This is a genomic window from Aeromicrobium phragmitis (assembly GCF_003674095.1).
Classification (GTDB): Bacteria; Actinomycetota; Actinomycetes; order Propionibacteriales; family Nocardioidaceae; genus Aeromicrobium; species Aeromicrobium phragmitis.
The window spans coordinates 86,619-99,772 of record NZ_RDBF01000012.1; the positions used below are offsets into that span (position 1 = coordinate 86,619).

Sequence of the window (13,154 nt, forward strand, 5' to 3'; positions counted from 1 at the left end):
GGTCCCCATGGACTGGTTGGTCGCCATCGCCGAGTTCCTCGTCAACGAGATCCTCAGCGTCCCGGCGTTTCTCATCGGCATCATCACCGCGGTCGGCCTGATCGCGCTGCGCAAGACGACCGGACAGGTCGTCGGCGGCGCGATGAAGGCCACCTTGGGCTTCCTGCTCATCGGAGCGGGCGCGACGCTCGTCGTCGCCTCGCTCGATCCGCTGGGCGTCCTCATCCAGGCCGCGACCGGCGCCCAGGGCGTCATCCCCACCAACGAGGCGATCGTCGGTATCGCCCAGGCCGAGTACGGCGCGCAGGTCGCGTGGCTGATGATCCTCGGCTTCGCCGTGAGCCTGGTGCTCGCCCGGTTCACTCCGCTGAGCTACGTGTTCCTCACCGGTCACCACATCCTCTTCATGGCGACGCTGCTGACCATCGTGCTCGCGTCGGCCGGCTACAACGGCACGATCACCGTCATCCTCGGCGGTGCGCTGCTGGGCATCCTCATGGTGTCGCTGCCCGCGCTCGCGCACCCGTGGACGCGCCGGATCACCGGTGACGACAGCGTCGCCATCGGCCACTTCGGCACGGCCGGCTACGTCGCGGCCGGTGCCGTCGGCCGCGTGGTCGGCAAGAACAGCCGCTCGACCGAGGACATGAAGCTCCCCGAGTCGCTGCGGTTTCTGCGCGACTCGATGGTGGCCACGGCGCTGTCGATGGTGCTGATGTACGTCGTCGTCGCGCTCATCGCCCTCGGCCGGGTCGGCCAGGAGGAGGCCTTCGATGCCTTCGGCGGCGCAGCGAACGTCGGCAACTACCTCATGCTGTCGGTCACCCAGGGTCTGCAGTTCGGTGTCGCCGTCGCGGTCATCCTCTTCGGCGTCCGCACGATCCTCGGTGAGCTCGTGCCCGCGTTCCAGGGCATCGCGGCCAAGGTGGTGCCGGGCGCGATCCCCGCGCTCGACGCGCCGATCGTCTTCCCCTACGCACAGAACGCCGTGCTCGTCGGCTTCGTGTCGAGCTTCACGGGCGGTCTGATCGGCCTCGCAGTGCTGTCGCTGTGGCTGAACCCCGCGCTGGGGCTCGCGCTGATCCTGCCCGGGCTGGTGCCGCACTTCTTCACCGGCGGTGCCGCGGGCGTCTACGGCAACGCCACCGGCGGCCGCCGTGGTGCGGCCGCGGGCGGTTTCGTCAACGGCCTGCTGATCACCTTCTTGCCCGCCCTGCTGCTGGAGGTGCTCGGTGACTTCGGTAGCGCCAACACGACCTTCGGCGACACCGACTTCGGCTGGTTCGGCATCCTCATCGGTTACGGCGCCAAGATCGGCTCCGTCGGCGGCCTGATCGTCATCGCGCTCCTCGGCCTGCTGATCCTGGCCGGCGCGACGCTCATGCAGAAGCGAGTCGTCGACGCCCGGTGGGACCCGGCTCCGGGACGCGAGCTTCCCGGCGGGGGGACCGCTGCCGTCGCTCCCAGTGCCGGTGCGGTCACCATGGCCGTCTACCCGAAGATCACTCCGCCGAAGGGGGCTCCGACGCCCCCACCCCCGCCGGAGGCGTAACCCCACACCAGGGCGGTAGGTGAGGTCCCACGAGCGAGCGCGCTGTGGGACCACACCTACCGCCTTCGTCGTGTGGTGGGACCGGACCGACCGCTAGCGGAAGCGGCGGCCCTCGTCACGGCGGAAGGCCCAGAGTGTGATCAGGGTGCCGGCGGCGGTCCACCCGGCGAGGGAGGCGACCGTCGAGAGTCCCAGGTCACCGCTGCCGACCGCCCAGACCACGACGTCGCGTGCGGCGCGGCTCGGAAGGGCCTGTGAGATCGCGTCGAGCCAGGTCGGGAACGTCTCCGGGGGGATGAACATGCCGCCGCCGAACGCGAGCAAGAAGAACAGCAGCTGGGCGACCGCGATCGCCGACTTCTGTCGTAGCGAATAGCCGACGGCGAAACCGATCAGCAGCAGCGGCACGGCGCCGACGATCAACATGGCGAGGGTGAGCAGCAGGCGCTCCGGTGCGAGGCGCGCCTCGGTCAGCAGCCCGGCGATGATCGTGATCGGGATGAGCCCGAGGACGCTCAGGATGACGCCGTTGCCGATGCGTCCGAGCACCTGCGGCAGCGGACCGGCAGGCAGCGTGCGCAGGTACGCGTCGAACGGCCGTGCCCGATCCTCGGCGATTCCGGCGCCGAACGCGAAGAGGCACACCGACATCACGGCCAGGGCACCGAGCTGGGCTGCGGCGCCGGTCGCCGCCACCGGGTCGTCGGCGATGGAGCTCTGCGGCACGACGAAGAACAGCAGCGCGAGCGACGGGAAAACGGTGGTGCCGACGATCGCGATGGGTTCGCGGACGAACTCCAGCACGTTGGTCTTCGCGTGCGCGAGGGTGAGGCGGGACAGGGAAGCGGTGCTCATCGATGTCCTCCTGGAACCGTCATGGCCGTCAGCTGGGCGAAGGCGTCCTCGAGTGAGGCGCCGGCGATGCGGAGCCGACGGAAATCGACGCCCTCGGTCACGAGCCGTCGCACGAGCGCGTCGGCGTCGGGCGTGAGGAGGGTCGCCTCCTCGCCGTCGCGCTCGAGGCTCATGACCTCCGGCAGTGCGCCGAGGCGTTCGTCCGTGCTCACGAGGCTCACGCGGTCGACGTCCACGCGGTCGATGACCGCGCGGGTGGTGTCGTCGACGAGCACCCGCCCGTGGTCGATGACCACGACGCGTTCGGCGAGACGCTGGATCTCCTCCAGATAGTGGCTCGTCACGAGGACGGTGCCGCCGTCGGCCTGATAGGCCTCGATGGCGTTCCACAACGTGTGCCGGGCGTCCAGATCGAGCCCGGTCGTCGGCTCATCGAGCAGAACGAGGGCCGGCCGGCCCAGCATGGCGAGCGCGACCGCGAGCCGGCGCTGCTGCCCGCCGGACAGCGCGCCGCATTGCCGGCCGACGAGGTCGGTGAGGCCGAAGCGCGCGAGCAACTCGTCGGCGTCCGCCGGGTCGGGGTAGTGCTTCGAGACGAACTGCACGACTTCCCTGACCTTGAGCGTCTCGGGCAGCCCGGTCTGCTGCGGTGTGGTGCCGAGGGCGACCCTCGTCGCCGGATCGCGCGGATCGCCGCCGAGCACCCGCACCGCCCCGCTCGTCGGACGGCGCAGTCCGGTGAGCAGCGAGATCAGGGTCGACTTGCCCGCGCCGTTCGGGCCGAGGAGCCCGACCAGTTCGCCGCGGACGACGGTGAGACTCACATCCTCGAGGGCGAGGTTGTCGCCGAAGGTCTTGGTGGCGTGGTCGACCTCGACCACGGGTGGACTGGTCATGCGGGTTCTCCTGACGGGTCGATGAGGGACCGGATCTGGGCGGTGTACCGCTCGAACGCGGCGAGTCCGGCAGGGGTGAGGGCCACATAGGTGACGGGGCTGCGGCCCTCGATCGTCTTGGTCTGCGTCACGTAGCCGGCATCCTCGAGCTTGCGTAGATGGGTCGAGAGGTTGCCCGCGGTCATGTCGAGCAGCTTCTGCAGCCGGGGAAACGTGATGCTCGCGCGGTTCGGCATCGCCGACAGCGTCGCCACGACGCGGAGCCGAGCCTGGGCGTGGATCACGGGGTCGAGTTCGCCGTCGTTCATCGGCGCCGCCGGTCCAGGTGATCCAGGAGCGCCCCGGCCAGGAAACCGCCACCGCCCAGGACCGCCATCACGAGGTAGAGATACGGCGGCCCGACGACCGAGGCGATCGACACCGTGACGGCGATCCAGATGCCGAGCCAGAACTGCCGCCGATCGCCCCAAGCCGCACCGCTGCCCATGAAGAGGCACGCCACGACGAGACAGGGGAGGGCGTTCGCGATGATCCCGACGCCGGGGCCCTCCAGGCCCTCGCTGAACATCGCGCCGAAGATGAAGAACGTCGAGATGAAAGCGACCGGCCAGGCGGCACCGAGTCGCGCGTTCATCCTGCCGGCCGCTCCGCCGAGACCTTTGGCCCGGCCCTCGGAGTGGACGATCGTCACGACGATGGCGGCCACGATCAGCCCGCCGAACACGGCGGAGCCGACGTTGCCGGGCATCCCCTCGCGATCGGCATCGAGGAACATCGCGACGTATCCGATGCCCCAGGCGATGCCCCACGCGCCGTACAGAATCCGGTCGTCGACCGTGAGGCGCTCGCGCACCTCGCGACGCTGTGCGTCGATGATCGCCCAGCTCTCCTCCGGGGTCGGAGTGCGCTCGTCGTCACCCATCACGTCTCCTCGATCAGCAAACAACTTTGTTCTACAAAACGAGTTTGTGGCACAAAGTGCAAGAATGTCAAAGTTGAGCGGAATGGACTCAACTTCGTCATCGTTGTATCGGGTGCAGACCTTCATCACCAGGGGAGTCAGTACATGGACCTTTCGAAGCTCACGACCCGCAGCCAGCAAGCCCTGGCTGCGGCGATGTCGTCGGCGGCCGCGGCCGGAAACCCCGCCATCGAGCCCGCCCATCTCCTCGTCGCCCTCCTCGACCAGCAGAGCGGAACGGCCGCGCCGTTGTTGTCCGCGGCGGGAGCCGACCCGCAGGTCGTCCTGGCCGAGCTCAAGCAGAGCCTCGAGCTGCTGCCCTCCGCGACGGGCCCGAGCGTGCAGAACCCGCAGCTCGCCCGCGCCACCCACGAGGCGTTGCAGCGGGCCATCGATCACGCCGCGACGCTCGGTGACGAGTTCGTCTCCACCGAACACCTCGTCGTCGGGATCGCCACCGTGCAGTCGCCCGCGCAAGCCGTGCTCGCGCGCCACGGCGCGACTCCGGAGGCGCTCAAGGGTGCCTTCAGCGCGGTCCGCGGTGGTGCCACGGTCACCAGCGCCGACGCCGAGGACAACTATCAGGCGCTGGAGAAGTACGGCATCGACCTCACCGCGCTCGCCCGTGAGGGCAAGCTCGATCCCGTCATCGGCCGCGACTCCGAGATCCGCCGCGTCGTCCAGGTGCTCAGCCGCCGGACCAAGAACAACCCCGTCCTCATCGGCGAGCCCGGCGTCGGCAAGACGGCCGTCGTCGAGGGGCTGGCGCAGCGCATCATCGACGGCGACGTGCCTGAATCGTTGCGGGACCGCCGACTGGTCAGCCTCGACCTCGGCGCGATGGTCGCGGGGGCGAAGTACCGCGGCGAGTTCGAAGAGCGGCTCAAGGCCGTTCTGAGCGAGATCAAGCAGTCCGACGGTCAGATCGTCACGTTCATCGACGAACTGCACACGGTCGTGGGCGCCGGTGCGTCCGGCGAGGGCGCAATGGATGCGGGCAACATGCTCAAGCCGATGCTCGCCCGCGGTGAACTGCGCATGATCGGCGCGACGACGCTCGACGAGTACCGCGAGTCGATTGAGAAGGACCCGGCCCTGGAGCGCCGATTCCAGCAGGTCTACGTCGGGGAGCCGAGCGTCGAGGACACCATCGCGATCCTGCGCGGCCTCAAGGAGAAGTACGAGGCGCACCACAAGGTCGAGATCGCGGACGCCGCCCTGGTCGCCGCCGCCACCTTGTCGCACCGGTACATCCCCGGTCGCCAGCTGCCGGACAAGGCCATCGACCTCATCGACGAGGCGTCGAGCCGTCTGCGCATGGAGATCGACTCCAGCCCGGTGGAGATCGACGAGCTGCGCCGCGCCGTCGACCGGCTGACGATGGAGGAGCTCCACCTCGAGCACGAGACCGACGAGGCCAGCGTCGAACGACTGGAGAAGCTGCGGGCCGAGAAGGCCGACAAGGCCGAGGCGCTGCGAGCGCTCGAGCAGCGATGGCAGGTCGAGAAGCAGAGTCTCAACGCCGTCGGCGAGATCAAGGAGCGGATCGACGAGCTCCGCACCGCCGCGGAGAAGGCGCAGCGCGAGGGTGACTTCGAGACCGCGGCCCGCCTGACCTACGGCGAGCTCCCGAAGATGGAGGCGCAGCTCGCCGAGGCCCAGCGGGCGGAGGAGACCGCCACGCCCGACCGGATGGTCCACGAGGAGGTCGGCCCGGACGACATCGCCGAAGTCGTCGCATCGTGGACCGGCATCCCCACGGGCCGTCTCCTGGAGGGGGAGACCGAGAAGCTCCTGCACATGGAGTCCGAGCTCGGCAAGCGGCTGATCGGGCAGCGCGACGCCGTGCGCGCGGTGTCCGATGCGGTGCGGCGTGCCCGCGCGGGCATCTCCGACCCCGATCGCCCGACCGGCTCCTTCCTCTTCCTCGGTCCGACCGGCGTCGGCAAGACCGAGCTGGCCAAGAGCCTCGCGGACTTCCTGTTCGACGACGAACGCGCGATCGTGCGCATCGACATGAGCGAGTACGGCGAGAAACACAGCGTCTCGCGGCTCGTCGGCGCCCCTCCCGGCTATGTCGGGTACGACGAGGGCGGTCAGCTCACCGAGGCGGTGCGGCGGCGGCCCTACTCGGTCGTATTGCTGGACGAGGTCGAGAAGGCGCATCCGGAGGTCTTCGACATCCTGTTGCAGGTGCTCGACGACGGACGGCTCACCGACGGTCAGGGCCGCACGGTCGACTTCCGCAACGTGATCCTCATCTTGACCTCGAATCTCGGGTCGCAGTTCCTCGTCGACCCCGCGCTGGACGACGCGGCCAAGAAGAACGCGGTGATGGACATCGTCCGGGCGTCGTTCAAGCCGGAGTTCCTCAACCGACTCGACGAGGTCGTGATGTTCGAAGCGCTCGGCACCGAGGAGCTCACCCGGATCGTGGACCTGCAGCTGGACTCGCTGGCGCGTCGGCTCGAGTCGCGTCGGATCACTCTCGACGTGACCGACGCGGCGAAGGAGTGGCTGGCGCTGACCGGGTGGGACCCGGCCTACGGGGCACGGCCGTTGCGACGGCTGGTGCAGCAGGCGATCGGCGACCGGCTCGCGCGCGAGCTGCTGGCCGGCGAGGTGCGCGACGGCGACACCGTCCTGGTCGACCGCGCAGTCGACGCCGACGAGCTCACCGTGACCCGCGGTAGCGAGTAGGTGGTCGAGTAGCCGCGAGGGACGAGCGGCGTATCGAGACCACGTGACGCAAGCGTGGTCTCGATACGTCGGTCGCTGAGCGACCTCCTACTCGACCACCGAGGAAGTCTGTGGGCTGCCCATTGGTGGTCGAGTACTGAGGGCGAGGGAGTGTCCTTGTAGCTGGTCGAGTAGCGGCGAGGGACGAGCGGCGTCTCGAGACCGCGTGTGACGTGACGTGGTCTCGATACGGGCTCCGCAAGCTCCGCCCTACTCGACCACCTATGGGGAGCGGACTCGACCACCGGGATGTTGGTGGTCGAGTAGCGGCGAGGGACGAGCCGCGTATCGAGACCACGGGTCGGTCGCTGAGCGACCTCCTACTCGACCACCTATGGCGGAGCGGCCACCTACGGGGTTTCTTGGTGCGTCTGCTTCGATAGGGGCATGGCTGCGCCACGTCCTCGGTCCGTCACGCTCGCGTGTCTGTATGCGGGGCTCGGCGCGGCGTTCCTGTTCACATCGCTGCTCAGCGCGCTGTGGGACTGGGGATCGATCGCCCTGCAAGATCAGATCGCCGCGGTCATCGAGGAGCCGCCCCTGGCCGGGTTCGATCTCGACGTCCAGACCGTGCTCGAGGGCCTGCGGTGGGTGATGCTGGCCGGTGTCGTCGCCTCGATCGCGGGCATGGTGTTCGCCGTGTTCGCGTTCCGCGGCGACCGCGGATCGCAGATCGGCCTCACCGTGCTGTGCAGCATCGCGGCGCTGACGTTCCTGGGTCTGGGGCTCGTGGGTCTGCTGCCCGCGATGGTCGCCGTCGCGTGCATCGCGCTGCTGTGGAATGCCGAGGCTCGGCGATTCTTCTCCGGTGAGGAACAACCGCTCGAGCTGGGGGCCGCGCCCGCGGTCCGGCAACAGCCCTCGCGGCCGGCCCAGTCGACGCCCCCGGCAGCTCCGACATCCGGTGCGCCGGCGCCGCAGCCGCCGCGTCAGCTACCGCCCTATCTGCCGCCCAGGCGGCCCACCTCGGTGACGTTGTCCTTGGTGCTCACCGGGATCGGCGCGGCGCTGGTCGCCGGCTTCGGTGTCCTGGCGCTGCTCGTCGTCACCCTCGGCCGAGCGGAGTACGAACGTACGCTCAACGAGCAGGGACTGATGCAGGACGTCCTCCGTTCGAGCGGGATCAGCGCCGACGACGCGATCGCCATCATCACCTGGTCCGCCGCGGCGTGGGTCGTGCTCGCCCTCGTGGCCCTGGCCGTCACGCTGTGGGCCGCGACGCGCCGGTCTCCGGCGGCGCGCAAGGCGCTCTTCGCGATGTCCGTGGTGACGCTCGTCGTCTCGGTGCTGTTCTTCCCGCTCGGCCTGCTGTGGACTGCCGCTGCGGTGGTCGTGCTCGTGCAGGTGAGCAAGCCCGACGCCAAGGCGTGGTTCAGCAGCTCGTAACCCAGGTCACAGCCCGCCGCCCGCCCTGAAGATCCGAGGAGGGCGGACTAGGGTTGGAGGCATGACGGGTCCGGTATCTACGAAGCGTCCTCACGTCGTCGTCGTCGGAGGAGGATTCGGCGGACTGGCGGCCGTTCGCAAGCTCAAGAACGCCGACGTCGACATCACCCTCATCGATCGGCACACGTACAACACGTTCCAGCCGCTGCTCTACCAGGTCGCCACGGCGAGCCTGAATCCCGGCGACATCACCTGGTTCCTGCGGGCCGTGCGTGCCAAGCAGGACAACGTGCGGTTCGTGAAGGGCACCGTCGTCGCCATGGACCACGACGAGCAGTCGGTACTGCTGGACGGCAACATCACCGTCCGCTACGACTACCTCGTCGTCGGCGTGGGTGTCACGGCCAACTTCTTCGGGATCGAGGGCGCCGCCGAGTACTCCATGCCGCTGTACCGGCGCTCGCAGGCGCTCGCGCTGCGTGACCGCATCTTCGCCAATCTCGAGGACGCCGCCATCAACGGCCAGAACCGCGACCTGCGCGTCGTCGTGGTCGGCGGCGGCGCCACCGGGGTGGAGATGGCCGGGGCGCTCGCCGAGATGCGCAACCTCGATCTGCCCACGACGTACCCCGAACTCGACCGCGACCGCGTGCACATCACGCTCGTCGAGATGGCCCCGCACGTGCTCGGCCCGTTCGACCCGCGCCTGCGCGAGTACGCCCGCAAGGCACTCGAGAAGCGCGAGATCGACCTGCGTCTCGGGACGGCGGTCAAGGAGGTCCGGCCTGACGGCGTGCTGGTCGAGAGCAACGGCACCGAGGAGTTTCTGGCGGCCGGCATCGTCGTGTGGGCGTCCGGCGTGACCGCGCACTCGATGGTCGGCGAATGGGGCCTGCCGCAGGGCCGCGGCGGCCGCGTCGAGGTCGACGATCATCAGCGCGTCCGGGGGTTCCGCAACGTGTTCGCCATCGGCGACATCTCGGTGAACCCCGATACGCCGTTGCCTCAGCTCGCCCAGCCGGCGCTGCAGGGCGGCAAGTACGTCGCGGGCGTCATCAAGAACGAAGTCGATGGCAAGCCCGATCCCAAGCCGTTCAAGTACCGCGACAAGGGCACGATGGCCACGATCGGCCGGGCCTCGGCCATCGCCGAGGTCAAGGGACTGCCCAAACTCAAGGGCTTCCTCGCCTGGGCGATCTGGGTCGCGGTCCACATCGCGTCGCTGCTGGACAACCGCAACCGCTTCGCGACGATGACCAACCTCAGCATCAAGTTCCTGCTGTGGCGCAGCCACAGTGCGATCGTGGGTGAGACGCCGTACGTCATCGCGCACGAGCCGAAGGTCCTCGATGCCGACGCGTCGCGCGGTGCGAAGAAGGCGGCCAAGCGCAGCGCGACCAAGAAGGCCGCGAAGAGCGCGGCGAAGAAGGCGTCCTCTGACGAGCGGCCCGATCCCCGATAGCGTCGGGTCATGGACTCGATCTCCGTCGAAGAACTCGCCGACGAGCATCTCGCGCAGGCCCGCGCTGCGGACAGCGGCCGTAGCGCTCAGGCGTTGCACCCGGGCCGCCAGTATCTGATGCGTCAGACGCTCATCGCGCTGCGCGAGGGAGCGGGGATGAACGAGCACCTGGCTCCGGCCGAGGCGACGCTGCTCGTGCTTCGCGGCCGGGTGAGCGTCTCCACCCGGAACGAGCGGTGGGAGGGCGGCGCGCAGGAACTGCTGGTGCTGCCCGACGACCGACACGACCTCCAGGCCCACGAGGACTCCGTGGTGCTCCTGACGACGCTCGCCGGGCGGTGACCCTGCGCACCGTCGCCGAGCATCGGGAGCGCGTCCTCGCGGTGTTGCCGACGCGGCACCGAACCCGGCGCGTGCCGCTGGAGCAGGCTCACGGGCTGGTGCTCGCCGCACCGGCGACCGCTCAGGAGGCCGTCCCGCGCTTCGACAACGCGGCCATGGACGGATACGCCGTGCGCCACGCCGATCTGCGCGTGGGTGGCGTTCTGACCGTCGTGGGTGAGGTGCGAGCGGGTGTCGCGCCCGCATTCGAGGTCGCTGCGGGGCAGGCTGCCCGCATCATGACGGGCGCGTTCCTGCCCGAGGGCGCCGACACCGTCGTGCCGTTCGAACTCACCGACGACGGCCGCGACCAGGTACGGATCGACGACGTCCCCGACCTCGGACGGCACATCCGCCGGGCCGCCGAGGACGTCGAGGTGGGCGATCTCGTGGCCGAGTCCGGTGTCGTCGTGGATGCCTTGACGCTGGCGGCGCTCGCCGCGACCGGGGTGGCCGACGTTCTCGTGGTCGAGCGACCTCGGGTCGCGGTCATTTCGACCGGCAGCGAGCTGTGTCCGCCGGGCGCCCCGTTGGGCGCGGGGCAGATCCCCGAATCGAACTCGTTGATGATCGCCGGCCTGGTGGAGGAGGCGGGAGCCGACGTCGTGTCGCGGACGAGCGTGCCGGACGACCCGTGGGCCGTCGAGACCGCTGTTCGTGCCGCCGAGGAGGCGGAGGCCGACCTCGTCGTGCTCTCGGGCGGGGTCAGCGCCGGGGACTACGACGTGGTGCGCCTGTCGTTGGCCGACCGTCTCGAGTTCGTCGGCGTGGCGATGTCACCGGGCAGGCCGCAAGGGGTGGGTCTGCTCGGCGATCTCCCCGTCGTGGCCGTCCCGGGAAACCCCGTGGCAGCGGCGGTCAGCGTGGAGGTGTTCGTGCGTCCTGCCGTGCTGACGCTCGCCGGTCGCCGGGAGACCACCCGGCCGGTGATGAGCGCGCTGGCCTCGCAGGGCTGGACCTCCAAAGGCGACCGCGAGCAGTACACCGCGGTCAGGCTCGAGCTGTCCGAGAACGGGGCGTGGGCCCACCCGCTCGCCCCTGGGTCTCACCGGGCCGGGTCCCTCGCGGCGGTCGAAGGGTGGGCGGTCGTCCCGCTCGGGACGTCCGCCGTGCGGCGCGGCGATCGGGTGGACGTCCTGGTGGTCCGATGACGACCCTCGACGCCGTCGTGCTGGCCGGCGGCCGGGCTCGCCGGCTCGGCGGCCGTTCCAAGCCCTTGCTGGAGATCGGGGGCCGCACACTGCTCGATCGCATCGTCGACGGCGCCCGGGTCGCCGGCTGCGGACGAATCGTGGTGGTCGGGCCGTCAGAACTCGACCGGGACGGCGTGACCCTCGTCCGTGAAGACCCGCCGTTCGGTGGTCCCGTTGCGGCCCTCGCCGCCGCGCTGCCGCTCGTCTCCGCCGCCGACGTGCTGGTGCTCGCCGTCGACCTGGTGCACGGCGACGCGGTCGTGCGGCAGTTGGCGGAGGTGCCCACGACGGGAGACGGCACGTGTCTCGTCGACGGTTCCGGGGCCCGACAGTGGCTCGCTGCTCGCTACCGGACCACTTCGTTACGCGCGGCGCTCGCTGCGCTCCCCGAAGTCCGCGACGCGGCGCTCCACCGGGCGCTCGTCCCCCTGAACATCACCGAGCTCGCCGTTGCTGATGAGCTGGTACACGACATCGACACCCCTGAGGACCTGGAGGAACCATGGCGACCGACGACGTCCTGACCGAGTGGACCGAGCACCTGGCGACCCGTTTCGGGCTCGATCCGCGGCTGGTTCCGGTGGAGGAGGTGCTCGACATGGCCGCCGACGTGGCGCACGGCGTTGTGCGTCCGGCTGCGCCGTTGAGCGCGTTCGTCGCGGGGCTGGTCGCCGGCCGGTCCGGCGGCACGCCGCAGGACATCGCCGACGCGGTCGCCGCCGTCGTGCGGGAGGTCGACGCCTGGACGCCCTCCTGACGCTCAGCGCCTCGCGAATCTCCTGAGCAGCTCGGCCATCGTGAGCACGCCGAACCCGGTGGCGTGCGCATCGGCGCCGCTGCCCCGGACCGCCGGTCCGGCGATGTCGAGGTGCACCCAGGGCACGTCGGTGGGGACGAACTCGCCGAGGAAGAGCGCAGCGGTCAGGGCCCGCCCGGTGTCCGTACCGGGGTGGTTGCGCAGGGTGGCTCCGGGGGCGGAGGAACGGAGCTGATCGCGGTACTGCGCCGCCCACGGCAGCGGCCACCAGCTCTCCTTGGCGTCCCGGCCGGCGCCCTCCACCTCGGCACGGAGGCCCGGGTCACGACCGATGATCGCGCCGATCTCCGGGCCGAGTGCGACGATCGATTGGTAGGTCAACGTGGCGATGTCGATGACGGCACGCGGGCGCCTGCGGCAGGCGTGAGCCAAGGCGTCGGCCATCATGATGCGCCCCTCAAAGTCGGTGTCCACGACCTCCACGCCGATGCCGGCGCAGGTCTCGACGACGTCACCTGGCCGAACCGCCGTGGGCCCCGGGAGGTTCTCGGCGATCGGCAGCACGGCGTGGACGTCGAGCCCAGGGCCGTCCGAGGCGGCGAAGGCCGACATCGCCGCCAGAACCGTGGCCGCCCCGGCCATGTCGGTGTGCATGCCGACCATCGCCGCGGTGCCCTTGAGCGACAGGCCGCCGCTGTCGAACGTGACGCCCTTGCCCACCAACGCGACGGAGCCTTCGGCTGGACCGTCCTCGGGACCCCACCACAGTTCGGCGAGTCGAGCCGGTTGTGCCGAACCGCTGCCGATCGCGAGCAGCCCACCCATGCGATGTTCACGGAGCCAGGCTTCGTCGCGGATCCGGACGTGGGCCCCGAGCTGCGCACCGATCTGCTGAATCCGCTCGGTGAAGACGATCGGCGTGAGTTGGTTGGCACGCGCATCGATGAGCTGGCGAGCGAGGGTGACGGACAC

Annotated in this window: 13 protein-coding genes; 8 read left to right on the forward strand and 5 right to left on the reverse strand. The window is 69.9% G+C overall.

The window, feature by feature from the left end; all coding sequences use genetic code 11:
* Positions 1-7: 7 nt before the first annotated feature.
* Positions 8-1,552 carry a PTS ascorbate transporter subunit IIC gene (locus D9V41_RS14015; RefSeq protein WP_121795205.1) on the forward strand — a complete coding sequence of 515 codons (1,545 nt, stop codon included), beginning with the start codon at positions 8-10 and terminating at the stop codon, positions 1,550-1,552.
* Positions 1,553-1,645: 93 nt separating this feature from the next.
* On the opposite strand, the gene D9V41_RS14020 is transcribed toward D9V41_RS14015, so the two are convergent.
* From D9V41_RS14020 to D9V41_RS14035, 4 genes are read right to left on the reverse strand one after another with little or no spacing between them, the layout of a single operon-like run.
* Positions 1,646-2,407, reverse strand: a complete 762-nt coding sequence (locus D9V41_RS14020; RefSeq protein WP_121795206.1) for an ABC transporter permease — start codon at positions 2,405-2,407, stop codon at positions 1,646-1,648.
* On the reverse strand, positions 2,404-3,303 hold the full coding sequence (locus D9V41_RS14025; protein ID WP_121795207.1) for an ABC transporter ATP-binding protein: 900 nt from the start codon (positions 3,301-3,303) through the stop codon (positions 2,404-2,406). Before D9V41_RS14025 ends, D9V41_RS14020 begins: the two co-directional genes overlap by 4 nt.
* Positions 3,300-3,611: a transcriptional regulator gene (locus tag D9V41_RS14030; protein WP_121795208.1), complete on the reverse strand. Its 312-nt coding sequence runs from the start codon at positions 3,609-3,611 to the stop codon at positions 3,300-3,302. Before D9V41_RS14030 ends, D9V41_RS14025 begins: the two co-directional genes overlap by 4 nt.
* Positions 3,608-4,225: a hypothetical protein gene (locus D9V41_RS14035; protein WP_121795209.1), complete on the reverse strand. Its 618-nt coding sequence runs from the start codon at positions 4,223-4,225 to the stop codon at positions 3,608-3,610. Before D9V41_RS14035 ends, D9V41_RS14030 begins: the two co-directional genes overlap by 4 nt.
* A 144-nt stretch (positions 4,226-4,369) precedes the next feature.
* Between D9V41_RS14035 and clpB the strand changes: the two genes are divergently transcribed.
* From clpB to D9V41_RS14070, 7 genes are all read left to right on the forward strand, one after another.
* Positions 4,370-6,964, forward strand: coding sequence for an ATP-dependent chaperone ClpB (gene clpB, locus D9V41_RS14040; protein WP_121795210.1), 2,595 nt, complete (start codon positions 4,370-4,372; stop codon positions 6,962-6,964).
* A 426-nt stretch (positions 6,965-7,390) separates the two neighbouring features.
* A complete protein-coding gene (locus D9V41_RS14045) occupies positions 7,391-8,389 on the forward strand; it encodes a hypothetical protein (RefSeq protein ID WP_121795211.1) in 999 nt (332 codons plus the stop codon).
* A gap of 61 nt (positions 8,390-8,450) precedes the next feature.
* The gene (locus tag D9V41_RS14050; RefSeq protein WP_121795212.1) at positions 8,451-9,851 is read left to right on the forward strand and encodes an NAD(P)/FAD-dependent oxidoreductase; all 1,401 of its coding nucleotides are present in this window, start codon (positions 8,451-8,453) and stop codon (positions 9,849-9,851) included.
* A 9-nt stretch (positions 9,852-9,860) separates the two neighbouring features.
* On the forward strand, positions 9,861-10,193 hold the full coding sequence (locus D9V41_RS14055; protein WP_121795213.1) for a cupin domain-containing protein: 333 nt from the start codon (positions 9,861-9,863) through the stop codon (positions 10,191-10,193).
* Positions 10,190-11,383: a molybdopterin molybdotransferase MoeA gene (locus D9V41_RS14060; protein ID WP_121795214.1), complete on the forward strand. Its 1,194-nt coding sequence runs from the start codon at positions 10,190-10,192 to the stop codon at positions 11,381-11,383. Before D9V41_RS14055 ends, D9V41_RS14060 begins: the two co-directional genes overlap by 4 nt.
* Entirely contained in the window at positions 11,380-11,949 is a 570-nt protein-coding gene (mobA, locus tag D9V41_RS14065) for a molybdenum cofactor guanylyltransferase (RefSeq protein WP_121795215.1), read from the forward strand. Before D9V41_RS14060 ends, mobA begins: the two co-directional genes overlap by 4 nt.
* A complete protein-coding gene (locus D9V41_RS14070; RefSeq protein WP_121795216.1) occupies positions 11,928-12,182 on the forward strand; it encodes a DUF6457 domain-containing protein in 255 nt (84 codons plus the stop codon). The genes mobA and D9V41_RS14070 overlap by 22 nt, the downstream gene beginning before the upstream one ends.
* A gap of 3 nt (positions 12,183-12,185) precedes the next feature.
* Here D9V41_RS14070 and D9V41_RS14075 read toward each other — a convergent pair whose 3' ends face one another.
* Complete coding sequence (locus D9V41_RS14075; RefSeq protein WP_121795217.1) at positions 12,186-13,154, reverse strand: M17 family metallopeptidase; 969 nt, start codon at positions 13,152-13,154, stop codon at positions 12,186-12,188.